This is a genomic window from Candidatus Pantoea gossypiicola (assembly GCF_008632075.1).
GTDB classification, from domain to species: Bacteria; Pseudomonadota; Gammaproteobacteria; order Enterobacterales; family Enterobacteriaceae; genus Pantoea; species Pantoea gossypiicola.
The window spans coordinates 281,498-304,475 of the sequence record NZ_VWVM01000001.1; the positions used below are offsets into that span (position 1 = coordinate 281,498).

The window sequence follows — 22,978 nt, forward strand, 5'->3', positions numbered from 1 at the left end:
CGGCAAGCCGGCCCTTCAGCGTACTGACGTAATGATTATGCCTGATATTTACGCATGGTCAGGGTGGCGTTGGTGCCGCCAAAACCAAAGCTGTTAGACATCACGGTGGTCAGCTCTTTTTTCATCGGCGCAGTGACGATGTTCATACCGGTTGCGGCAGCATCCAGCGAGGTGATGTTGATGCTTGGCGCAATAAAACCATGCTCCAGCATCAGCAGCGAGTAAATCGCTTCCTGCACGCCAGCGGCACCCAGCGAGTGGCCGGTCATCGCTTTGGTGGCTGAGATGTAAGGCGTGTTATCGCCAAACACTTCACGAATCGCACCCAGCTCTTTCACATCACCGACCGGGGTTGAGGTTCCGTGGCTGTTCAGATAGTCGATTGGCGTATCGACACCGTTCATCGCCATCTTCATGCAGCGCACTGCGCCTTCACCTGATGGTGCAACCATGTCTGCACCGTCAGAGGTCGCACCATAGCCGACGATTTCGGCATAGATGTGTGCACCGCGAGCCAGCGCATGTTCCAGTTCTTCGACAACCACCATGCCACCGCCACCGGCGATAACAAAACCGTCGCGCTCGTTGTCGTACGTGCGTGACGCTTTTTCAGGCGTGTCGTTGTAGCGGGTAGAGAGCGCGCCCATGGCGTCGAACTCACAGGCCATTTCCCAGCACAGCTCTTCGCCGCCACCGGCGAAAACAATATCCTGTTTGCCGAGCTGAATCTGCTCAACGGCATTACCGATACAGTGCGCAGAGGTGGCACAGGCGGAGCTGATCGAGTAGTTTACGCCATGAATTTTAAATGGCGTGGCGAGACAGGCAGAGACACCAGAAGCCATCGCCTTAGTGACCACATAAGGGCCAACCGCTTTCAGGCCGCGTGGGCTGCGCATTGCATCAGCACCAAAGACCTGGAAGCGCGGGGAACCGCCGCCTGAACCTGCAATCAGACCCACACGCGGGTTGCTCTGATACATTTCAGTGGTGAGGCCAGAATCTTTAATCGCTTCTTCCATGGAAAGATAAGCATAGATGGACGCATCACTCATAAAACGCACAACTTTGCGATCGATGAGGCCGGTGGTATCTAATTTAACGTTACCCCAGACGTGACTACGCATGCCGGAATCTTTCATCTCTTCAGAAAAGGTGATGCCAGAGCGTCCTTCACGCAGAGATGACAGCACCTCTTGCTGGTTATTACCAATACTGGAAACGATCCCTAAGCCAGTAATCACAGCACGTTTCATTCAATCTTCCTCATCCACTTCTTCTTAATTGGCATGCACTCTAGCGTACACTTGTACGCCGAACAAGTCCGATCAGCTATTTCCTTTTGTAAATTTGCGTCATGTCACGTGGGTCGCTAGAATCGCGCCACTGCCTGAAAAACGAGCCTTTACCGTGAAAATAACCCCGGTTGAACATGCACAGCTAAACTGGAATGAACAGGGTACACCTGTTTCCCGAGCGTTTGGCGACGTTTATTTCTCTAATGACAATGGTCTGGAAGAGACACGCTATGTCTTCCTTGGCGGCAACGGTTTTCCCGGGCGTTTTGCAGAGCATCCACGTGATTTGCTGATTGTGGCGGAAAGTGGTTTTGGCACCGGCCTCAACTTTCTGACGCTGTGGCAGGCATTCGATGCGTTTCAGCGCGAACAGCCCGATGCCACGTTAAAACGTCTGCATTTCATCAGCTTTGAGAAATTTCCGTTAACCCGTGAAGACCTGGCTGCTGCTCTGCAGCACTGGCCGGAACTGGCACCCTGGGCCGAAGCGCTGCAGGAACAGTGGCCTGCAGCCCTGCCCGGCTGTCAGCGTTTGCTGTTTGACGGAGGACGAATCACGCTCGACCTCTGGCTGGGCGATATCAACCAGCTGATGGGAGATCTGGATGAAAGCCTGCATCGTCAGGTGGATGCCTGGTTCCTGGATGGTTTCGCGCCGTCGAAGAACCCCGATATGTGGACGCCGGCGCTGTTCAGCATGATGGCAAAACTGGCGCGTCCACAAGGGACCTTCGCGACCTTTACCGCCGCAGGTATTGTCCGGCGCGGCCTGCAGCAGGCGGGCTTTGACGTTATTCGCCGCAAAGGATTTGGTCCCAAGCGCGAAATGCTGTGCGGGCCGTTGCAGGATGCGCCTCCGTTACCCAGCCCGCAGCCCTGGTATCATCGCCAATCTGCGCAGCAGCATGATGTTGCCCTGATTGGCGGCGGCGTCGCCAGTGCCACCTTAGCGCTGGCGCTGCTGCGTCGCGGCTGGCGGGTCACCCTTTACTGTGCCGACGAAGCCCCCGCGCTGGGCGCATCCGGTAATCGTCAGGGCGCGCTCTATCCGCTGCTCAACCAGCACGACCCGGCGCTCGCCACCTTTTTCCCGGCGGCCTTCAGCTTCGCCCGGCGGCTCTACGATCAGTTAACCGTCACCTATGAGCATCACTGGAGTGGTGTGCTGCAACTCGGCTGGGATGAGAAAAGCCGTAAGAAGATTGATCAGATGCTGGCGATGGGCCTGCCTGAATCCATCGCCCGTGGCGTGGATGTCGCAGAGGCGGAGAAACTGGCGAATGTTGACCATGGCTGTAGCGGCATTTTCTACCCGGAAGGTGGCTGGCTCTCACCGGCCGAACTGACCACCGTGCTGCTGGCTTATGGCGAAGCCCAGGGATTACGCATTCACTGGCTGCACCGGGTAAACAGCCTTTCACGGGATGATGATCACTGGACGCTGACGTTCAGCGATCGCCCGGCGGTCCGTCATCCGACGGTGGTGCTGGCTAACGGCCATGCGATTGCCGACGTTGCGCAGAGCGCCCCGCTGCCGACCTATCCGGTGGCCGGTCAGGTGAGCCATGTTCCTTCAACCCCGGGCCTCGACGCGCTGCAGACCGTGCTCTGTTACGATGGCTACCTGACGCCCGTCAGCCCGCAGTTTGGCACCCACTGTATCGGTGCCAGCTATCATCGTGGCGAAACCGCAACGGATTACCGGGAAGAGGATCAGCAGGAGAACCGCAGCCGACTACTGGATTGCCTGCCTGACCGTCGCTGGGCAGAAAACGTGGATGTCAGTGACAGAGAGGCGAGAATGGGTGTGCGCTGCGCCACGCGGGATCACCTGCCGATGGTGGGCGGCGTACCGGATTATGACGCTACGCTGGTGCAGTACGCTGATTTACCGGCTCAGCTGGCCGCAAGTCACGATATCGCTGATGCGCCCGATCTGGCGGGCCTGTATCTGTTTGGAGCGCTGGGATCGCGCGGCCTGTGCAGTGCGCCGCTGGCAGCCGAAGTGCTGGCAGCTCAGCTGACGGGCGAACCGCAGCCGCTGGACGTGAGTACGCTGGCAGCGCTTAATCCGAATCGTTACTGGGTGAGGAAATTACTGAAGGGAAAAGCAGTTTAGTCGATGCTGAGGGCGGCACGCCGCCCTGCAACGTTATGCGGAGAGCTGGCGTGCCTGAACAAACAGGTTGTCCCACATTCCGACCACTAATGCCTGGTCGCGCGGTGAGAGTTCTCCGGCAGCGATAGCATTTTGCAGACTGCGTGAGACCTGGATCTGCAGCGCTTCTGGCGTATGTTCGCCCAGTTGTTCCACTTCGGCCACAGCCAGTGTCAGATGCCCGCGCAGATAACCGCTGGCGAACAGCTCATCGTCACTGGCATGCTCGACCATGTCGTCAATCAGGGCCAGAATACGCGCTTCAAATTCTGCGATCATCTCAATTCCTCTATTAATAATGCCTTCCTGCATCACAGATCGTCCGGCCAGGGAAACTGCGACGCGGTGAGTGAAGGCCTGCCATAAAATTCCGCCAGAGCGGTAATAAAACGCGCGGGACGATCGGGAATGCCCGACGTCAGATAGCTCATGACCTGAGCATGCACTTTACGCTGGAAGGCAATGCGATCCGGCTCACAATCTCCGTCGAGATTGTCACAACTCACGTTGAAGGGAAAGCCTGCCGCCATACAAAACATCCACTCCAGCGCCTGCGGCTTGACTTCGACCGTTTCAAACTGACTCTGGGTCAGCGCGTCGCGGCCATCCGGGCAGTACCAGTAGCCAAAATCGACCAGTTTGCGGCGTGCTTCACCGGCAATGCACCAGTGAGAGATCTCATGCAGGGCGCTGGCGTAGAAGCCGTGGGCAAACACTACGCGGTTCCACGGCGACTCTGCATCAGCAGGAAGATAGATCGGTTCATCGTCGCCTTTAATCAGGCGTGTCTGAAATTCATCGCTGAAGCAGCGATCAAACAGCATAATCAGCTGTTCATAATGATGGGTCGGGTTCATGACAGTATCGCGTTTCAGGTTACGAATGCAGCGTGGCAAGCCAGGCCATAACGTCGCTGCCATGGCTGTCCCACAGTAATTTAATGCTCATGACGGCAGAGACAATCACCACCATCGGGCGGATCAGTTTCTGTCCGCGACTCAGCACCAGTCGTGCGCCCAGACGCGCGCCGCAGAAGGCACCAAGCATCATGATCAGACCGGTTCCCCACACCACTTTGCCGCCGAACATAAAGAACAGCAGGCTGCCCATGTTTGAGGTGAAGTTGAGCACCTTGGCATGCGCGGTCGCTTTGGCCAGGTTGTAGCCGCAGAGGGTAACGAAAGCCAGCGCATAAAACGAGCCTGCGCCCGGCCCGAAAAATCCATCGTAGAATCCCACTGCCCCGCCGCCCACCAGCGCATAAGGCAGACCGTGCAGCCGGCGCGCCTGATCGACTTCGCCCAGCTTAGGCATCAGCAGGAACCACAGGCCAATCGCGATCAAAAACAGCGGCAGCATCTGGCGCAGAAAATCAGCCTGCAGGCGCTGAATCAGTATCGCGCCCAGAATGGATCCCATCAGCGTCATGGCGATATTCAGCCACTGCTCATTCAGATTGACCGCACCGCGCCGGACAAAATAGAGACTGGCGGAAAACGATCCGCCGACCGATTGCAGTTTATTGGTTGCCAGCGCCTGAGCCGGAGAGAGGCCCGCCGCCAGCAGTGAAGGTACCGTAAGTAATCCTCCGCCACCCGCGATTGAATCAATAAAACCGGCGAGCATGGCGATTAAAAACAGCAGCCCGACCAGCAGCGGGCTGACCACAAACCACTCCATGGAATCCCTTACAGTAGATGTTTATCCAGCAGGGCCTGACAGGCAGGCGGTAACGGTGGCGGCTCACGCTTCACGGGCGCGCCAGAACCCGGCTTTTTCGGCAGGAACCAGCTCTGCAGCTCTGCGCCGCACCCATCGCCCGGAGGCGGTGCGGGCTGATCTTCACAGCCGATACTGCCCGCAGGGCAGCGCAGTCGCACATGCATATGAGCACGATGCGCGAACCACGGTCGCACTTTTCGCAGCCAGTCGCGATCGTTACCCGCATCCGCACAAAGCTGCTTTTTAATCGCCGGATTGACGAAGATGCGTGTAACATCATCGTCTTTTGCGGCCAGTTTAATCAGGCTGTCGATTTCCGGCTGCCAGTGGCGCGCAATGACATTTTTATCGCCCGGCCCAACCAGATCCAGCGGCTGCGGCTTCAGCAGTTGCTGCGCGCTCCAGCGTGTTTTTGGCAGTTGCAGCCAGATATCCACATCCAGCCCGGTCTGGTGACTGGCGTGACCGCTGCTGAAGCGCCCGCCGGCCGCCATGCCCATGTCGCCAATCAGCACGTTACCCAGTTGCAGGTTATGCACCTGGGTGCTGAGCCGCTGAATAAACTGAATCAGATCGGGATGGCCAAAATAGCGCCGCTGATCCTGACGCATCACCTGATAGTGCGGTGAATTGAGCGGCAGTGCCTGCGCGCCGACAATACAGCCGTTGGCAAAGCCACCAATTGACTGCGGTGCGCCGCTGATCGGCTCCTGAATCTGTTGCCACGGTGTGGCGGCCAGGCTGGAGGCGCTGATCAGCAGCGCACTCAGCGTAAGCAGAATAGCTTTCATGCCATCACCAGCGCGGTACAGAGCTGTTGACGTCACCGTTCTGCGCCCGCTGGCGCAGCAGATGATCCATCAGGACGATCGCCATCATCGCCTCGGCGATCGGCACAGCACGGATCCCGACGCAGGGATCGTGACGGCCTTTGGTGATCATCTCCACCTCTTCGCCGTCGCGGGTAATGGTTTTACCAGGCACGGTGATGCTGGAGGTCGGTTTCATCGCCAGATTGGCGCTGATGGTCTGCCCGCTGCTAATGCCGCCCAGAATGCCGCCGGCGTGGTTGCTCTGAAAACCGTCGTGGCGGATCTCATCACGATGCTGACTGCCGCGCTGGTTAACCACCGCGAAGCCGTCGCCAATTTCGACCCCTTTCACCGCGTTAATGCTCATCAGTGCGTGCGCCAGATCGGCATCCAGACGGTCAAAGACCGGCTCGCCCAGGCCTGGGGGCACGTTATCTGCCATAACCGTGACTTTAGCCCCGATGGAGTCACCCTCTTTTTTCAGGCCGCGCATCAGTTCATCCAGCGCCTCGAGCTTATCGGCATCCGGGCAGAAGAACGGGTTCTGCTCCACGATGCTCCAGTCTTTCAGCTCACAGGCGACATCACCAATCTGTGACAGATAGCCACGTACCACGACACCGTGTTTCATCTGCAGATATTTCTTGGCAATCGCCCCGGCCGCTACGCGCATCGCGGTTTCACGCGCCGATGAGCGGCCGCCGCCACGATAGTCGCGCTGGCCATACTTCTGCTCATAGGTGTAATCAGCATGGCCCGGACGGAAGAGATCTTTGATGGCACCGTAATCCTGCGAGCGCTGATCGGTGTTCTCAATCAGCAGGCCGATCGAGGTGCCGGTGGTCACACCCTCAAAAACACCGGACAAAATTTTCACCTGATCCGGCTCGCGGCGCTGCGTGGTATAGCGCGAAGTACCAGGACGGCGGCGATCGAGGTCATGCTGAATATCTGCTTCAGTCAGCGGGATGCCTGGCGGCACGCCGTCAACGATACAGCCCAGTGCCAGACCGTGGGACTCGCCAAAGGTCGTTACTCGAAAAAATTGCCCGATACTGTTTCCGGCCATGCTGTTTCCTTGTCAGAGTTCGGCGGGCGAGGCTTCGCCCCACTTTTAGTCTTTATAAAAAGAGAAATGGTGTTGTGCGTCGACAATCTGCTGGCGCGTCAGCGTGAAGACGCCGTCACCGCCGTTGTCGAATTCCAGCCAGGTAAAGGGCACATCGGGATATTGCTCGATCATGTGCACCATGCTGTTGCCCACTTCGCAGACCAGTACGCCCTGCTCGCTAAGATAGTCGGGCGCGCAGGCCAGAATGCGGCGAACCAGCTTCAGGCCGTCGCTACCTGCCGCCAGACCAAGCTCCGGTTCGTGGCGATATTCGTTCGGCAGATCGTCCATATCTTCCGCATCAACGTACGGCGGATTGGTGACGATCAGATCATATTTGAGCTGTGGTAGTTCGCGGAACAGGTCAGCACGAATCGGCGTCACCTGGTGGATGAGTCCATGTTCTTCAATGTTCTGTTCGGCTACCGCCAGCGCGCCAGTGGAGATATCCACGGCGTCCACTTCGGCTTCCGGGAAGGCATAGGCGCAGGCAATCGCGATACAGCCGCTGCCGGTACACATATCCAGAATATGACGCGGCGGTGTGCTGACCAGACCGGCAAAGCGGTTTTCAATCAGCTCGCCAATCGGTGAACGCGGCACCAGCACGCGCTCATCGACAAAGAATTCGTGCCCACAGAACCAGGCCTTATTGGTCAGATAGGCAACCGGAATGCGCTCGTTAACGCGACGGATAACGCGCTCAACGATCAAAAGACGTTCACTGGCGGTGAGGCGTGCACTGCGCATATCTTCAGGAATATCCAGCGGCAGCCAGAGTGACGGCAGGACCAGTTGAACGGCTTCGTCCCAGGGATTGTCTGTGCCATGTCCGTACCAGATTCCGGCAGCGGAAAAGCGGCTTACCGCCCAGCGCAGCATGTCCTGAATGGTGTGCAGTTCGTTCACTGCCTCATCGACGAAAATTTTGTCCACGTAGCCCTCCGCAGGCCTTTTGCTAAATCGGCCAGTAGTGTGCCATGAAGCCGGGGAGAATTCAGCGCAGCAAGATGAAAAAGCTGACATTTAATAACATTAATCGGTAAGGTATAGCCTATGCTGTGTAGCAGACTTTTCGTAGATAACTGACCCGTCATGAGTAAAAAAACACCCTTAAGCCCGGATGATCAGGCGCTGTTTCGACAGTTAATGACTGGCACACGTCAGTTAAAACAAGATACTTTCGTGCATAAATTACCGGTTAAAACCCGCGAACTGCCGGTAAAACGTCTGCTTTCGGAGCAGGCAGATAACAGCCATTACTTTTCGGATGAGTTTCAGCCGCTGCTCTCCACCGAAGGGGCAACCCGTTACGTACGCGCCGATGTCAGCCACTTTGAGCTGAAGAAACTGCGTCGTGGCGACTATACGCCGGAGATTTTCCTCGATCTGCATGGCTTAACGCAGCAGCAGGCCAAGCAGGAACTGGGCGCACTGATTGCCGCCTGCCGCCGTGAACATCTGTTCTGCGCCAGCGTTATGACCGGTCATGGAAAACATATTCTGAAGCAGCAGACGCCGCTGTGGCTGGCCCAGCATCCATGGGTGATGGCTTTTCATCAGGCACCGAAGCTGTTTGGCGGCGACGCCGCGCTGCTGGTTTTAATTGAGATTGAGGAGTGGCAACCGCCTGAGTTGCCCTGAAAGGGGCCGGGATGATCGGCCCACAGGCGTCAGATCGCTTTCGCCAGCTTTTTGGGACTGACCTGCCACAGGAGTTTACCGGCATGCTGCGCGGGATCAAATTCCACACAGGCAATAGCGGAAGTGGCAAACATGGGTGGGGCTTCCTGCGGGCACAGTTCAGAGACTAAATACCCCACCAGCGGTAAGTGAGAGATCACCAGCGCCGATTTCACGCCTTCGTTTGCCAGGGTCTGCAGATAGCACCCGACCATTTCCGGATCGCCGCCCGGCGTTAACTCCGGCAGAACATCCTGATTTTCCGGCAGGGGAAAAGCTTCACGCACGGTTGCGAGGGTTTGCTGCGCGCGTAAATAGGGACTCACCAGGACACGCTCAATGTCCGGCGTCTGGCTGTTGAGCCAGCTGGCCATCTGGCGTGATTCATTGCAGCCACATAAGGTTAAAGGCCTGACTGAATCACTGGCTGCTTCCAGAGCCGCATCGCCGTGACGCATGATAAAAACTTGCATAAAGCACCGCTGTTGTTTGTCGACATCGCCCGACGCCTGGCGCCTGACTCTTCACTCTGCGAATGAACGCTGTGTTTTACCCTAATGGCTTCAGTATAGTCAACCGGTTGTTTATTAAATAAGCGCTTCTCAGAATCATGCTGCGCCGCACACTCTGGCGGCGCTTTTCTAAGCCGCTGAATCGGATTGGTTATTCCATTCTCAGCAGAAATGTAAAATTTCGTCTATTCTCTGGCCGCTTCAACCAGCGCTTCGCAGGGCGTAAATCGATCGCCATACTGCTGCGTAAGGCGGGTTAAGCGGTTGACCACCTCCGCCGAACCCAGTTTGTCCATGTAGTGGAACGGTCCCCCCAGGAAAGGCGGAAAGCCGATACCAAACACAGCACCGATATCGCCATCGCGGGCACAGCGAATCACCTGCTCATCAAGGCAGCGGGCGGCCTCATTCAGCATCATCATCATGCAGCGTTCTGCAATCTGCGCTTCACTCTGTCTGGCCTGCGGCGTGACGTTCAGCAACGTATACAGCGAGGTGTCGGGCTTTTTACGCTGCCAGCGCGGCTGGTCATAACGATAAAAGCCTTTGCTGTTTTTACGTCCCTTGCGGCCATCTTTCAGCACCGCGTCAAAAGCGGCAGGCGCGGCAAAGCGTTCACCATAAGCCTGATGCAGGATGGGGCTGATTTTGCTGCCGACATCGATGCCTACCTCATCAAGCAGTTGAATCGGACCGACGGGAAAACCAGCCTTGACCAGCGCCCGATCGATATGATCAATCGGCTCGCCCTCCAGCAGGCAACGCATCGCTTCATTTATATAGGGCGTCAGGATGCGGTTAACATAGAAACCCGGCTTGTCCGCCACTACTATCGGCGTTTTACCCTGACTGCGCGCCAGCGCCACAATCGTTACCACCGTTGCGGTGGAGGTGTTCAGATGGGGAATCACTTCCACCAGCGGCATTTTATCGACCGGGCTGAAGTAGTGCAGCCCGATGACATTCTCCGGACGCTGTGCTTTGGCGGCGATCGCCTCAATCGGCAATGAAGAGGTGTTTGAGGCAAACAGCGTATGCGGCTGACAGTGGGCTTCCACTTCGCTGACCATCTGCTGCTTGAGAGCTAAATCTTCGAATACGGCTTCGATCACCACATCACGCTGCGAGAACCCCTTGTAATCAATGCCGCCCGTGATACGGGCCATCTGCTGCTGACGCTGTGCCGGAGTGATCTGGCGTCGTTTGACCTTTTTGCTCAGCAGATCCCAGCTGGTTTTCAGCGCATGGTTAACCCCTTCCAGGCTGATATCTTTGATGCGCACCGGCAACCCGGCGTTGATGGCGGTGACGCTGGCGATGCCACCCCCCATCAGACCGCCACCGAGAATCGCGACACGCTTCACCGCAGCGGGCTCCGCCTCACCGCCCCGCTCCTTCTTCATGGCCGTGGTCGCGAAGAAGATTCCGCGCAGCGCCGCAGATTCCGGCGTCATTGCCAGCTCACCGAATGCACGCGCTTCGGCGTCATGTCCGGCCAGGCTGCCCCTCTCCAGCCCGATGCGTACCACTTCAATAATGCGGTTTGCCGCCGGATAGTTACCCTGGGTTTTGGCTGCAGTCTGCCGGGTTGCGAGTGCAAATAGTGCCTGACGGCCCACCGGACCGTGCAGAAAACGGTCACGCAGCGGCAACGTCCGTCGGCTGACTTTGCCCTTTTTCACCCGTGCGATAGCGGTCTCCAGCAGAATCGCCTGGGGCACCACGTCATCGACCACCCCCAGCCTGCGTGCCTGTTTCGCCCGCAGCGTTTTGCCGGTCAGAATCAGCGGCAGCGCCTGCTGCACGCCAATTAACCGAGGCAGTCGCTGAGTGCCACCGGAGCCGGGCAGTAAGCCGAGTTGCACTTCCGGTAATCCCAGGCGGGTTTTTTCATCCAGCGAGCAGATGCGCGCATCGCAGGCCAGCGCCAGTTCCAGCCCGCCGCCCAGACAGGCACCATGGATAGCGGCCACTACCGGGAATGGCAGCGCATCAAGCGCAGCCATCACTTCCTGCCCCTGTTTTGCCAGCGCTTCGGCTTCCTGCGCGCTCTGACAGCGATCAATCATGCTGATGTCTGCGCCCGCGATAAAGTTGTCCGCTTTGCCAGAAATCAGCACCAGGCCTGCCAGCTGCGGATCGCGTCGCGCCTCTGCAATGATGGCGGTGATCTGCCCGGCAAACTCCGCTTTCAGGGTGTTCATCTTCTCGCCAGGGACATCGATTGTGATGATGCCAACGTGATCCAGTCGCATCTTCAGGTGAAACGCATTCTGCTCCATTATTCGGCCTCCAGAACCATTGCCGCACCCAGACCGCCCGCCGCACACGCTGTGACCAGTCCTAACCCGCCACCGCGACGGCGTAATTCATTCAGCGTCTGGGTGATCATACGCGCGCCCGTGGCAGCAAAAGGATGACCATAGGCGATTGAACCACCCAGCACGTTAAAGCGCTCTTCATTCACTTCGCCCAGCGCATGAGGACGATTGAGCACCTCACGGGCAAAGCGCTCGTCGCGAAACAGTTGCAGATTGCTCAGCGTCTGGGCCGCAAACGCTTCGTGCATATCGATTAGCGTCAGATCGGCCAGCGTGATCCCGGCGCGATCCAGCGCCAGCGGGGAGGAGTACGCCGGGCCCAGCAGCATATCCTGCTGTACACCAATCGCGGTAAACGCGTAGCTGCGCAGATAGCCCAGCGGCGTGACACCGAGTTCACGGGCGCGGCCTTCGCGCATCAGAATCACGGCGGCCGCACCGTCGGTGAGTGGCGTGCTGTTGGCCGCCGTGACGCTGCCGTGCTGACGATCAAACGCCGGACGCAAGCGGGCGTAATCCTCTGCTCTGGCGTTCATGCGGACGTTATTGTCCTGGTCGATAGCGGTTTTCCACGGCGGCACAAAGGCTGCCATCACTTCCTGATTGAGTACCCCGGATTGCCAGGCGCGGGCGGCATGCTGATGAGATCGCAGCGCCAGCGCATCCTGTGCCTCACGGGTGATGCCATGACTCTTTGCCATCTGCTCGGCGGTGTCACCCATGCGCAGGCCGGTTGAATACTCGGCCACCGCGGGCGGCACCGGCAGCAGATCGCGCGGACGCAGACGCTTAAGGATGTGCAGTTTTTGCCCAAGGCTGCGGGCTTTATTGAGATCCACCAGCGCGCTGGCCAGTGTTTTACTGACGCCGATTGGCAGCACTGAAGAGGAGTCTGCGCCTCCGGCAATGCCCGCAGAAATCGTGCCAGCCAGCAGACTTTCTGCCACATTCGCCACTGCCTGGAAACTGGTGGCGCAGGCACGGCTGACGCTATAGGCATCGGTGTGCACATCAAGGCCGCTGCTCAGTACAATTTCACGCGCAATGTTCGGTGCTTCCGGCATCTGCACCACCTGACCAAAGACCAGTTGCTCGATCACCTCAGCTGGCAGTTCACTGCGCGCCATTAATTCGCTGACCACCATCCGCCCAAGTTCAATGGCGGGAATGCCATGAAAGCCGGTCGCCTGGCGCAAAAAAGGGGTGCGTAACCCGTGGGTTATTGCGATGCGTTCACCATCACGCGTCAGCAGCGGCTGCGCTTTGCTCATTATTCTCACCTGTGGCTGGGACTGTGGCATCATTGCCTGAAGAGGTCTGACCTGATCAGTGTTAACCACAAGCGGGTGAGCCGCCAATACCGGAAAGGAAAAAGTGCGAAGGAAAACACGAAAATGTAAAACGCCGCATTAACGCGGCGTTATGAGACTTAACGCAAACCGAGCTGAAAAATCATCGTTTCAGCCTGGCAACTGAAAGTAAAATCGATATCCAGCTGCACACCCTGATCCACTTCACTAAAGCGCGACTCAATCACACAGGGTTCCGATTCAACTTCGCGTGCACGTTCGGTGAGGAGCGCTAATTTAGCTTCAGCATCGTCACGCTGAGCAAACCATTCTGACCAGCTGGCGGTGCAATCGGTGTTATCCATTACCGTGCCCACATCAACACAACAGCAGGCTGCTGTTTCGGTCGCACTGCATTTTTTAATGGCATCAGTCATTTCATTCTCCTGACCAGCGATCTGGTGGGTTGAGCGATTTTATGGCCGAAATTTTACCTGCTCGCGTAAAGATGTGCCACGCGCATGGCCCTAAGTGACGAATATCACAATAAAAATTGATCCAGAACAAACTGGAATCGGTATGCTGTGCAGAATCGGGGCAGTTTTGTTATGCAGATCGAATTTTAAGCGATCAATCCTGAAATATTTTAAAAACAATATTGCAACATACACACAGGTCAGACCTATACTCTCCGCACTGGTCTGATATGTGCGTTTTACGTCAGTCCCTACAATCCGCCGTCCTTTGTTACGCGACGTTATAGCGTTAAATAATAATTCACATGAGGTTGTGGTCATGAACCATAAAAACCTGTTTGCAAAGTCAGCCGTGGCGGCTGCAGTGGCGCTTGTCTCTTCACACGTTTACGCAGCTGGATTTCAGTTAAATGAATTCTCTACGATTGGTTTAGGTCGCGCATATTCAGGCGAAGGAGCAATGGGCGATACAGCGGCATCAGCCAGCCGTAACCCGGCGACGATGGCGTTAATGGATCGTCCGGAATTTTCACTCGGTGCGGTTTATATTGCGCCAGACGTCAATATCAGTGGTCGCAGCCCCAGCGGACGCAGCCTGGATGCCAATAATATTGCCCCGAATCAGTGGGTCCCCAATATTCATTATGTTCAGCCCATCAACGATCAGTGGTGGATCGGCGCGTCTGCAACCTCTAATTATGGCTTAGCAACAGAGTTTAATAATGGCTACACCGCGGGGGGTTACGGCGGTAAAACCGATCTGGTAACCGGCAATTTCAATCTCAGCACCGCGTACCGCTTAAATGAGCATTTTAGTTTTGGCGTCGGTTTTGATGCGGTTTATGCCAAAGCCAAAATTGAACGCTATGCCGGTGAGTCAGGCGCAAGACTGGGCGTTCCGGCTGATACGCAGGTTGCCCATCTGAAAGGCGATGAGTGGGGATATGGCTGGAACGCCGGTATCCTGTACGAAGTGGATGAAAATAACCGTTTCGGCTTTACCTATCGTTCAGAAGTGAAAGTCGACTTTGATGGCGATTACAAAAGCAGCCTCTCTTCCCGACTGAATGCAGTGAATAACCCGGAAGTATCAGGTGTACCTTTTGGCACCAATGGCACCACTGTTCCTGGCGCGTTAACCCTGAATCTGCCAGAGATGTGGGAAGTATCGGGCTGGCATAAAGTGGCACCGCAGTGGGCGGTTCACTACAGCATGGCCTACACCAGCTGGAGCCAGTTCCAGGAGCTGAAAGCCACCGGTTCTAATGGCCAGACGCTTTTCTATAAAGATGAAGGCTTCCGTGATGCTTACCGCATTGCACTGGGCACAACCTATTCCTACGACAAAAACTGGATTTTCCGTACCGGTATTGCGTTTGATGACAGCCCGGTACCGGCTGATAAGCGTTCTATCTCTATTCCGGACCAGGATCGTTTATGGCTGAGTGCGGGTACGTCTTACGCCTTTAACGATGATGCCTCAGTCGATTTGGGTATCTCTTATATGCATGGGCAGAAAGTAACGGTGAAAGAAGGTCCTTATACCTTTACCTCTGAAGGCAAGGCCTGGCTCTATGGTGCGAGCTTTAACTACAAGTTCTGATCGAGGGACGGGTTTAAAAAAGGCGACTCTGATGAGTCGCCTTCAGACAGCTGACCAACCTCGACTTTTTCCCGGCAGGTACGGGAGTTCCAGAAATTCTCACTCTTCGACGTCTTTCTTCACCATGGTTAATCAACGCTCGCATAGCGAAGATTTACCCTCACCTTTCCCGGACTCTTTCATTACAGGTTTATCGCGGCGGTTTATCCCCGCTCGCGTGCGGAACACTCGTTCTGTGTCAATTTCTATTAGCTCTGCGCCGGTTTATCCCCGCTCACGCGGGGAACACAGCGTCAGCGTAATGGCACTGCCCACATACTCCGGTTTATCCCCGCTCACGCGGGGAACACTCCGGCGTTACCCGGGCATGGGTAGCGCCACGCGGTTTATCCCCGCTCACGCGGGGAACACTTCTTCTCCGCTGACAAGGCGCAGGCTGAATCCGGTTTATCCCCGCTCACGCGGGGAACACTGCATCCCGCGTCAGCCGGACACGGGCTCAACCGGTTTATCCCCGCTCACGCGGGGAACACCGGGTATCGTCACTCTAGCCTCTCGAATTGTTCGGTTTATCCCCGCTCACGCGGGGAACACCAGCCAGTACCTGACCGGCCTGACTGTTAAGCCGGTTTATCCCCGCTCACGCGGGGAACACCCGACGGATATCGCGTCAAAGGCACCAGCGCACGGTTTATCCCCGCTCACGCGGGGAACACAGCCTCCCAATCTGCGATCCAGTCGCCGCCAACGGTTTATCCCCGCTCACGCGGGGAACACCATCGCTGTGAATGATGGGCGAAAGAAGTACTCGGTTTATCCCCGCTCACGCGGGGAACACGCCCTTAATATCCCGCTCAAAATCAGACAGGTCGGTTTATCCCCGCTCACGCGGGGAACACGCTTCATGAATCAGCCAGCCATGAAGAGTCAGCGGTTTATCCCCGCTCACGCGGGGAACACTATACAGTCTGTGTATTTGCTCATTGCGAGACCGGTTTATCCCCGCTCACGCGGGGAACACTTAAAGCCCGCACGCGGCGGGCTTACATGTGCCGGTTTATCCCCGCTCACGCGGGGAACACTCTAAAATTATCCGACTGATTACAAAGCGTTTTTTCGCACCAGAAAATTCTACCGAATTTTACATCCGGATCTGCCCCTATGAGCCGTTATTCTCAGACACCAAATCTGTCGAAAAAATACTGTTATTCAGGAAGGCAGAAGGTTAATAACAGCCCCAAACAGGAAAGGTCGTTACGAATTAAGTCAGAAGTAAAAGCAGAAGAGAAAAGTTTTCCATAGCATGAACGACGAGAATCGGGCGATCAGGAAGAGCCTGAACCTGAACTCTGTTCTTACCCGGTCTTACAGCAGACCGGGTAAGACGTCAGCAATAAAATCAAAACGACGTATGTGACGCGCCCTTTTAAGGACCGTAACATTACTGCGAATCGATATCCTTCAGGTCATCCTGAATCGCGGCTGCGTTAGGATTATCTTCCGGCTTGAGTTTACCGCCACGCGCCAGGAAGTCGTGCCGCTGGAAGTAGGCGTTACGGATAAAGGCGTACGGATCGCTCTGCTGTTTCAGGATGGCATCAGAATCCAGCAACTGAGCGCGGGTCTCAATACCTTCCAGCGTCCATTTACCAATCGACATTGGCCAGGTCAGCCAGCCGAGGATCGGATAGAGCGTATCAACATAGTCACCGCCATCCTGACGAACCGTGAAGCTGCCGTAAGCAGGCAGTTCAACATAAGGCCCGTAGCCGACGCCATAGTGACCCAGCGTGGTACCGAAACGGTGCGGCTCTTCGCGCGCCAGCTCCGGGTTGGCTTTACCGGCAACGTCAATGAAACCGCCCAGTCCCAGCACGCTGTTCAGGAAGAAACGGGTAAAGTGAATGCCCGCATCACGTCCGTTACCGACCAGAATAGCGTTGACCATACTGGCTGGCTCTTCCAGGTTGCCGAGAAAATTGCTCAGGCCGGTACGCGCCGGGACCGGCACATAATCACGCCATGCCACAGCGACCGGACGAAGCACGTACGGATCCAGCACGTTGTAGTTAAAGTTAAACATCGTGCGGTTAAAGCCTTCAAATGGATCGCTGCGCTGCGCAGGATCGCTATTTGCCGGCTTTGAACTGGCACAACCCACCAGAAGGACGCTGGCGACAGCCAGGCTGGTCAGGCGATAATTCATTCCAATCTCCCTGTGCGGATGAAAAAGGTCAGCCCATCGTTCAGGTCACAGCCCTGTCGTATCGGCTTATCCGATGAGCATAGCTGACTTTGTGCCAGAGGCAGCAGGCAATAGCACGCATCATTTTTAACGTTATCATTTTGACGTTCAGGGTAGCTGCTTATTGATCTCCACCGCGATCGGCTGATGCCCATCCCAGGGTGTCACCGCGCTCAGACCCAGCCAGTCACCTGGCTGCGGATTGGCGCTGCCATCGCGGGAAATCCGCACCCGAACCTCAACCTGATGCTGCGCCGAAAGCAGGCGATCCGGCATCATGGCATTGCTGTCATCCAGCGTCAGCGACAGTGGGAAGTGGCTGAGCGGCATACGCTTAACCGCCACCGGTACCGGTGAATCCCCGTCAGAAACCGAAATATACAACACTCCGTCCTGCGGTAACATTTTTTCTGCCTCTGGGGTCAGCGTCACTGTCAGCGCCAGCTGACGACTCTGCTGCCCGGCATCGCTTCGGGCCTTTTCAATACTGCGGGCGATCATCGCGTGTCGCGAATCACCGGCAGGCAACAGACCCAGCAGAGTCTGCCATGCATCGATAGCCTGATCATACTGTTGCTGACCGTAAGCGTTATACGCCAGCAGGCTCAGCGTCCGCAGATTTTGCGGATCAGCTTTAAGCAAGGATTGCAGCAGCAGTGATGCCTGACGGTTATCCTGCGGATCGGCGGATCTTGTCAGCACCTCTGCATAATCCTGCTTCAGCGCCAGATCGTTGGGGGCCAGCTGTAGTGCATGCTCAAAAGCCTGGCTGGCAATTTCCGCATTATTCAGCACCATGCCGAGCCGTCCCAGCATTGTCCAGTCGGCCAGATTATCCGGTTCGGTTTGCAACGCGGTACGTAATCCGAGCTGTAAACGCGCCAGCTCCTCCATGCTCAGCGGTTTTGCGCCGGGGTCCATCAGACGGGCACGCAGCTCAGGATACGCCTGCTGCACCTGCATCCAGCCGGTGAATTGTGCCAGGCCGCTGGTTTTCAGATAAGTGCCCAGCGAAACCGCAACCAGCACAATCAGGCCTGGCAGCAGAATCCAGCGGCGGCTGCTGTGTGACTGCAGCGTCTGTGCCGGCGGGATATCCGCCAGCAGCGTCTGCTGTAGCTCCCGTTCCATCAGCGGACGCTCAGCAACGACGCCCTGCGCTTCATCCTGCGCCAGCTCCTCTATCCGCTGATGATAGAAACGCTGATTCAGGCGATCGCGATCGCCTGCGCTGGCCTGACGCTGCCGCCAGCCTGCGGCCAGAAACAGCGTGCAGGCCGCCAGCAGTAACAGAAAAAGGGTAATCCAGAATGCACTCATTACGGCTTCCTGTCAGACTTCAGTAGCGCATTAAGACGCTGTTGCTCATCTTCATCCAGCTCACTGCGGGTTTTGCGCTGACGGCTGCGCAGGATGATCACCACACCACCCAGCAGCGCAAACAGCGCCGGACCCGCCCACAGAATCAGGGTTGAAGGCGTGACCGGTGGCGAATAGCTGACGAAGTTGCCGTAGCGCGCCACCATGTAGTCGATAATCTGCTGGCGACTCTGCCCCTGCTTCATCAGCTCATAAACTTTCAGCCGCATGTCGGCGGCAATCATGGCATTCGAGTCGGCGATGCTGTTGTTCTGACATTTCGGACAGCGCAGTGACGCGGTCAGATCGCGGTATTGCTCTTCCTGGGCCTCCGAGTCAAATTGCAGCGTGTCGATGCCTGCCCACAGGTTGATGCTGAACAGCAGGCCGCAGAGCAGTAACAGCATTTTCATGATCCCGCCTCCGCACTGTATTTCATCCACAAGGGTTTCACTTCCTGCTCCCAGACGCGCGCATTGAGATCGCCCGCGTGGCGATAACGGATAATCCCTTTACCATCGATCAGGAAAGTCTCCGGCGCACCATAGACGCCGAGATCCAGCCCCAGCATGCCGTTGCCGTCGTAGAGACTTAGCGCATAGGGATTGCCCAGCGTATTCAGCCAGTTAACCGCCTTCTGACGATCGTCTTTATAGTTCAATCCGACGACACGAATGCCCTGCTCCGCCAGCGTATTCAGATAGTGATGCTCAGCGCGGCAGGTCGGACACCAGGTCGCCCAGACGTTGAGCAATATCGGTTGGCCATCTGTCAGCACGCGCTGATCATACGTTTTGCCCGGCTGATCCAGGGCTTCCAGCCGGAACAGCGGCACCGGTTTGCCAATCAGAGCCGATTCAAGACGGGTCGGATCGTCACCATCGGCATTACGCGTTAGCTGCCACAGCAGCGCGGCCGCCAGCAGCAGAAACAGCATCAGGGGAATAAACAAGATTTTCTTGTTCATGTCCGTGCCTCCGCTTCTGCTTTTTTGCGCGAACGGTAACGGGGATCAAACAGGCAGAACAGCCCGCCCAGCGCCATCAGCGCACCACCGAACCAGATCCAGCGGACAAAGGGTTTGTAGTAGATGCGCACAGCCCAGCCGCCATCCTCCAGCTCTTCGCCCAGCGCCGCGTAGAGATCGCGGCTGAAACCGCCATCAATCGCCGCTTCGGTCATCATGGTACGGGCGGCGGTGTAAAAGCGTTTTTCCGCCTGCAGCGTCGCTTCATGTTTGCCGTTGCGGGTGACGTCAATGATGCCCATGCCGCCGCTGTAGTTAGGTCCCTGCAGATTCTGCACGCCGCGGAAGACAAAGTGATAGTGATGAATATCGACGCTATCACCCGCTCTCATCCGCACGTCGCGTTCCACGCTGTACTGCGTACTGAAGGCAATGCCAATCACCGTCATACCCACACCAAGATGGCCCAGCACCATGCCCCAGTGGCTGCGTGACAGGTGACGTAAACCCACAAAGAACGGATGACGATGGGTGGCGCGCTCATGCAGTTCCAGCAGCGTCAGCACGATAATCCAGAGCGACATCAGCAGACCAACCACAGTCATCGCCGCAATGCGATCCTGCAGCCACCAGGGAACGATCATGGAACAGGCCAGAGTGACAATCAGCGCCAGCCCCAGCCGTTTTGCGAGCTTCTGGGGTTCATCGCGACGCCAGCGCACCAGCGGGCCGATCCCCATCAGCAAAGCAAACGGTGCCATCAGCCAGCTGAACATCGTGTTGAAGAAGGGTTCACCGACCGAGATGCTGCCCAGCCCCAGTTGCTTATGCACCAGCGGCAATAGGGTGCCGAGCAGCACCACCAGCATTGCAGCAATCAGCAGCACGTTATTACCCAGGAGGAACGATTCCCGTGACCAGGTTTCATTCTGAACCCGGCCACGCACCTGCCCGCCTTTAATGGCGTAGAGCAGCAACGAACTGCCGATAACGATGACCAGAAACGCAAGGATGAACATCCCGCGCGCCGGATCGGAGGCAAAAGAATGCACTGACACCAGCACGCCGGATCGTACCAGGAATGTCCCCAGCAGACTCAGCGAAAACGCGGTAATCGCCAGCAGCACGGTCCAGGCTTTAAAGGTGCCGCGCTTTTCGGTGACTGCCAGCGAGTGCATCAGGGCCGTGCCCGCCAGCCACGGCATAAATGAGGCATTTTCAACCGGATCCCAGAACCACCAGCCGCCCCAGCCGAGCTCGTAATAGGCCCACGCAGAACCGAGGACGATACCGATGGTCAGAAAGACCCAGGCCGCGGTGGTCCAGGGACGTGACCACCGCGCCCACGCGGTATCGAGCCGTCCGGCCATCAGTGAGGCGATGGCAAAGGCAAACGCCACCGAAAAGCCGACGTAGCCCATATAGAGCAGCGGCGGATGGAAAATGAGACCGATATCCTGCAGCATCGGATTCAGGTCATGCCCGTCTATCGGAAAGTCCGGCAGCGTGCGGCTAAACGGATTAGAGGTCAGCAGGATAAACAGAAGAAAGCCGAGGTTAATCATTCCCATGACGGCAAGCACGCGGGCCAGTGCATCCTGCGGCATCCCGCGGCTGAAGATCGCCACCGCCAGTGTCCAGGTGCTGAGCAGCAGCACCCACAGCAGCAGTGAACCTTCGTGTGCGCCCCAGGTGGCGGCGATGCGGTAGTAGACCGGCAGCAGGCTGTTGGAGTTCGTGACGACATAGGCAACGGTAAAGTCGTTGCTGATAAAGGCCCAGACCAGCAGCGCAAACGCCGCTGCGATGCAGACAAACAGCCCGCTGGCCAACGGACGCGCCATTGCCATCAGACGGGCATCCTGGCGCACTGCACCCCACAGCGGATAACTGCTCAGCAGCAGCGAAAGCCCCAGCGCCAGGCAGAGCAGAAAGGTACCAATCTCGGGCATCATGGTGATTTATTTCCCGCCTGATAGAGCGATTGCGGGCCGGTGTGATTTTGCTTCATCGCGTCTTCAATCTCCGGCGGCGTGTATTTCTCATCATGTTTCGCCAGCACTTCTTTGGCGATAATCTGGTTGCCCGTCGTCAGCACGCCCTGTGCGACAACGCCCTGCCCTTCCCGGAACAGATCCGGCAGGATGCCTTCAAAACTGACGCTGACCACGCCGCGTGCATCATAAAGTTTGAACGATACCGCCAGCGTATTGGGATCGCGCCGGACGCTGCCGGGCATCACCATGCCACCGACGCGCAGTCGCTGGCCCGCTTCAGGCTTCTCGTGCGCCTCGCCTTTGCCGTAGAGAATTTCACCCGGGGTATAGAACAGATCGATGTTTGAGCGCAGCGCATACATGACCAACGCGGTGGCCAGGCCAAGGCCGAGCAGGATCGCCACTGCCGCATAGAGGCGGTTGCGTCGACGGATATTCACAGTGTCTCTCCTGCCGCATCAGCTACGGCTTTTTTCGTTTTCGCCACCCGGATGCGGCGTTCCCGTGCATCACGCTGGCGGATCTCAGCCAGCAGGCGTCGGCGCAGCAACAGCGTATGCAGCGTCAGGCCGATAAGCGGTAGCAGCGTGCAGGCAACCGCCAGCCAGACGTAAAAGGCGTAACCGCCCATCGCAAAGAAGGCGTGCAAGGAGGTAAATGCCGGGGTCATGCCTGCTCTCCCTGCTTCGCCACATCTAACGCCCAGGGACGATGACGTTCAGTTAACAGGATCAGGTTGCGTAACCGCATCAGGGTCAGCGTGATAAACAGCAGCAGATAACCCAGGATTGCCCAGCGCAGGGGGGTTCGCATCACGGGCGCAATCGCCTGCTGAAGAAGGCCTGACGAGCCCTGATGCAGGGTATTCCACCACTGCACCGAGAAGTGAATGATGGGCAGATTGACCACGCCAACCAGAATCAGAATGCCGGCGGCCCGGCCTGCGGTGCGGCGATCATCAAAAGCATGATAAAGCGCGATAACGCCCATATAGAGGAACAGCAGCACCAGCTCCGACGTCAGACGCGCATCCCAGATCCACCAGGTGCCCCACATCGGCTTGCCCCAGGCAGAACCGGTGACCAGCGCAATAAAGGTAAAAACCGCCCCCACGGGTGCCATGGCGGCAGAGAGCAGATCGGCCATCTTCATCTGCCACACCAGACCAATAAAGGCGGCGATAGCCATTGAGGCATAGATGCCCATCGACCACATCGCGGCGGGTACATGGATATACATGATGCGAAAACTGTCGCCCTGCTGATAGTCGGCAGGAGCAAAACCGAATCCCCAGCCCCAGCCCAGCAGCAATGACGCCAGCCCTGCAACGGCAAACCAGGGCACCAGTCGACCCGAAAATTGATAAAGCCGTTCGGGTCTGGCCAGCTGATGTAACGCTTTCCACATATCAGATGCTCACATTAA

General features: G+C 57.0%; 22 protein-coding genes and 1 CRISPR repeat array. Of the genes, 3 read left to right on the forward strand and 19 right to left on the reverse strand.

The window, feature by feature from the left end:
* Positions 1-35 precede the first annotated feature (35 nt).
* Positions 36-1,256 carry a beta-ketoacyl-ACP synthase I gene (gene fabB, locus F3I20_RS01140; protein WP_150036963.1) on the reverse strand — a complete coding sequence of 407 codons (1,221 nt, stop codon included), beginning with the start codon at positions 1,254-1,256 and terminating at the stop codon, positions 36-38.
* Between the two features lie 154 nt (positions 1,257-1,410).
* Here fabB and mnmC point away from each other — a divergent pair, with 154 nt between their 5' ends.
* Entirely contained in the window at positions 1,411-3,417 is a 2,007-nt protein-coding gene (gene mnmC, locus F3I20_RS01145) for a bifunctional tRNA (5-methylaminomethyl-2-thiouridine)(34)-methyltransferase MnmC2/FAD-dependent 5-carboxymethylaminomethyl-2-thiouridine(34) oxidoreductase MnmC1 (protein WP_150036962.1), read from the forward strand.
* A gap of 33 nt (positions 3,418-3,450) precedes the next feature.
* Here the strand turns inward: mnmC and F3I20_RS01150 are convergent, their stop codons facing one another.
* From F3I20_RS01150 to prmB, 6 genes are read right to left on the reverse strand one after another with little or no spacing between them, the layout of a single operon-like run.
* A complete protein-coding gene (locus F3I20_RS01150) occupies positions 3,451-3,735 on the reverse strand; it encodes a YfcL family protein (RefSeq protein WP_003854283.1) in 285 nt (94 codons plus the stop codon).
* A gap of 32 nt (positions 3,736-3,767) precedes the next feature.
* Complete coding sequence (locus F3I20_RS01155) at positions 3,768-4,313, reverse strand: elongation factor P hydroxylase (protein ID WP_150037059.1); 546 nt, start codon at positions 4,311-4,313, stop codon at positions 3,768-3,770.
* A 19-nt stretch (positions 4,314-4,332) separates the two neighbouring features.
* Complete coding sequence (locus F3I20_RS01160) at positions 4,333-5,136, reverse strand: sulfite exporter TauE/SafE family protein (protein WP_150010600.1); 804 nt, start codon at positions 5,134-5,136, stop codon at positions 4,333-4,335.
* An 8-nt stretch (positions 5,137-5,144) separates the two neighbouring features.
* Entirely contained in the window at positions 5,145-5,969 is an 825-nt protein-coding gene (gene mepA, locus F3I20_RS01165) for a penicillin-insensitive murein endopeptidase (protein WP_150036961.1), read from the reverse strand.
* 4 nt (positions 5,970-5,973) lie between these two features.
* Positions 5,974-7,059 carry a chorismate synthase gene (aroC, locus tag F3I20_RS01170; protein WP_033783750.1) on the reverse strand — a complete coding sequence of 362 codons (1,086 nt, stop codon included), beginning with the start codon at positions 7,057-7,059 and terminating at the stop codon, positions 5,974-5,976.
* 45 nt (positions 7,060-7,104) lie between these two features.
* Positions 7,105-8,037 carry a 50S ribosomal protein L3 N(5)-glutamine methyltransferase gene (gene prmB / locus F3I20_RS01175; RefSeq protein WP_033783751.1) on the reverse strand — a complete coding sequence of 311 codons (933 nt, stop codon included), beginning with the start codon at positions 8,035-8,037 and terminating at the stop codon, positions 7,105-7,107.
* Positions 8,038-8,196: 159 nt separating this feature from the next.
* Between prmB and smrB the strand changes: the two genes are divergently transcribed.
* Positions 8,197-8,745 carry an endonuclease SmrB gene (gene smrB / locus F3I20_RS01180; RefSeq protein ID WP_013358610.1) on the forward strand — a complete coding sequence of 183 codons (549 nt, stop codon included), beginning with the start codon at positions 8,197-8,199 and terminating at the stop codon, positions 8,743-8,745.
* A 29-nt stretch (positions 8,746-8,774) separates the two neighbouring features.
* Here the strand turns inward: smrB and sixA are convergent, their stop codons facing one another.
* The 4 genes from sixA to F3I20_RS01200 form a co-directional block, all read right to left on the reverse strand.
* Positions 8,775-9,257, reverse strand: coding sequence for a phosphohistidine phosphatase SixA (gene sixA, locus F3I20_RS01185; protein ID WP_150010602.1), 483 nt, complete (start codon positions 9,255-9,257; stop codon positions 8,775-8,777).
* A 224-nt stretch (positions 9,258-9,481) separates the two neighbouring features.
* On the reverse strand, positions 9,482-11,578 hold the full coding sequence (gene fadJ / locus F3I20_RS01190) for a fatty acid oxidation complex subunit alpha FadJ (RefSeq protein WP_150036960.1): 2,097 nt from the start codon (positions 11,576-11,578) through the stop codon (positions 9,482-9,484).
* Positions 11,578-12,888 carry an acetyl-CoA C-acyltransferase FadI gene (gene fadI / locus F3I20_RS01195; protein WP_150036959.1) on the reverse strand — a complete coding sequence of 437 codons (1,311 nt, stop codon included), beginning with the start codon at positions 12,886-12,888 and terminating at the stop codon, positions 11,578-11,580. Before fadI ends, fadJ begins: the two co-directional genes overlap by 1 nt.
* 158 nt (positions 12,889-13,046) lie before the next feature.
* Positions 13,047-13,343, reverse strand: a complete 297-nt coding sequence (locus F3I20_RS01200; protein WP_150010608.1) for a YfcZ/YiiS family protein — start codon at positions 13,341-13,343, stop codon at positions 13,047-13,049.
* Positions 13,344-13,701: 358 nt separating this feature from the next.
* Here F3I20_RS01200 and fadL point away from each other — a divergent pair, with 358 nt between their 5' ends.
* A complete protein-coding gene (gene fadL / locus F3I20_RS01205) occupies positions 13,702-14,985 on the forward strand; it encodes a long-chain fatty acid transporter FadL (protein WP_150036958.1) in 1,284 nt (427 codons plus the stop codon).
* A 199-nt stretch (positions 14,986-15,184) separates the two neighbouring features.
* A CRISPR array of direct repeats spans positions 15,185-16,067; the repeat unit is 29 nt; unit sequence CGGTTTATCCCCGCTCACGCGGGGAACAC.
* Positions 16,068-16,426: 359 nt separating this feature from the next.
* Here fadL and mlaA read toward each other — a convergent pair.
* The 8 genes from mlaA to F3I20_RS01245 all read right to left on the reverse strand — a co-directional run bounded on the left by mlaA (position 16,427) and on the right by F3I20_RS01245 (position 22,960).
* Positions 16,427-17,191: a phospholipid-binding lipoprotein MlaA gene (gene mlaA, locus F3I20_RS01210; protein WP_150019223.1), complete on the reverse strand. Its 765-nt coding sequence runs from the start codon at positions 17,189-17,191 to the stop codon at positions 16,427-16,429.
* Between the two features lie 147 nt (positions 17,192-17,338).
* On the reverse strand, positions 17,339-18,550 hold the full coding sequence (gene ccmI / locus F3I20_RS01215) for a c-type cytochrome biogenesis protein CcmI (RefSeq protein WP_150010614.1): 1,212 nt from the start codon (positions 18,548-18,550) through the stop codon (positions 17,339-17,341).
* Complete coding sequence (locus tag F3I20_RS01220) at positions 18,550-19,002, reverse strand: cytochrome c-type biogenesis protein (protein ID WP_190285899.1); 453 nt, start codon at positions 19,000-19,002, stop codon at positions 18,550-18,552. The genes ccmI and F3I20_RS01220 overlap by 1 nt, the downstream gene beginning before the upstream one ends.
* The gene (locus tag F3I20_RS01225; protein ID WP_150010616.1) at positions 18,999-19,556 is read right to left on the reverse strand and encodes a DsbE family thiol:disulfide interchange protein; all 558 of its coding nucleotides are present in this window, start codon (positions 19,554-19,556) and stop codon (positions 18,999-19,001) included. The genes F3I20_RS01220 and F3I20_RS01225 overlap by 4 nt, the downstream gene beginning before the upstream one ends.
* Complete coding sequence (locus F3I20_RS01230; protein WP_150036957.1) at positions 19,553-21,511, reverse strand: heme lyase CcmF/NrfE family subunit; 1,959 nt, start codon at positions 21,509-21,511, stop codon at positions 19,553-19,555. The genes F3I20_RS01225 and F3I20_RS01230 overlap by 4 nt, the downstream gene beginning before the upstream one ends.
* Entirely contained in the window at positions 21,508-21,993 is a 486-nt protein-coding gene (ccmE, locus tag F3I20_RS01235; protein WP_150010620.1) for a cytochrome c maturation protein CcmE, read from the reverse strand. The genes F3I20_RS01230 and ccmE overlap by 4 nt, the downstream gene beginning before the upstream one ends.
* Positions 21,990-22,223, reverse strand: a complete 234-nt coding sequence (gene ccmD, locus F3I20_RS01240; protein WP_150010622.1) for a heme exporter protein CcmD — start codon at positions 22,221-22,223, stop codon at positions 21,990-21,992. Before ccmD ends, ccmE begins: the two co-directional genes overlap by 4 nt.
* The gene (locus F3I20_RS01245; RefSeq protein ID WP_150010624.1) at positions 22,220-22,960 is read right to left on the reverse strand and encodes a heme ABC transporter permease; all 741 of its coding nucleotides are present in this window, start codon (positions 22,958-22,960) and stop codon (positions 22,220-22,222) included. The genes ccmD and F3I20_RS01245 overlap by 4 nt, the downstream gene beginning before the upstream one ends.
* Positions 22,961-22,978 lie beyond the last annotated feature (18 nt).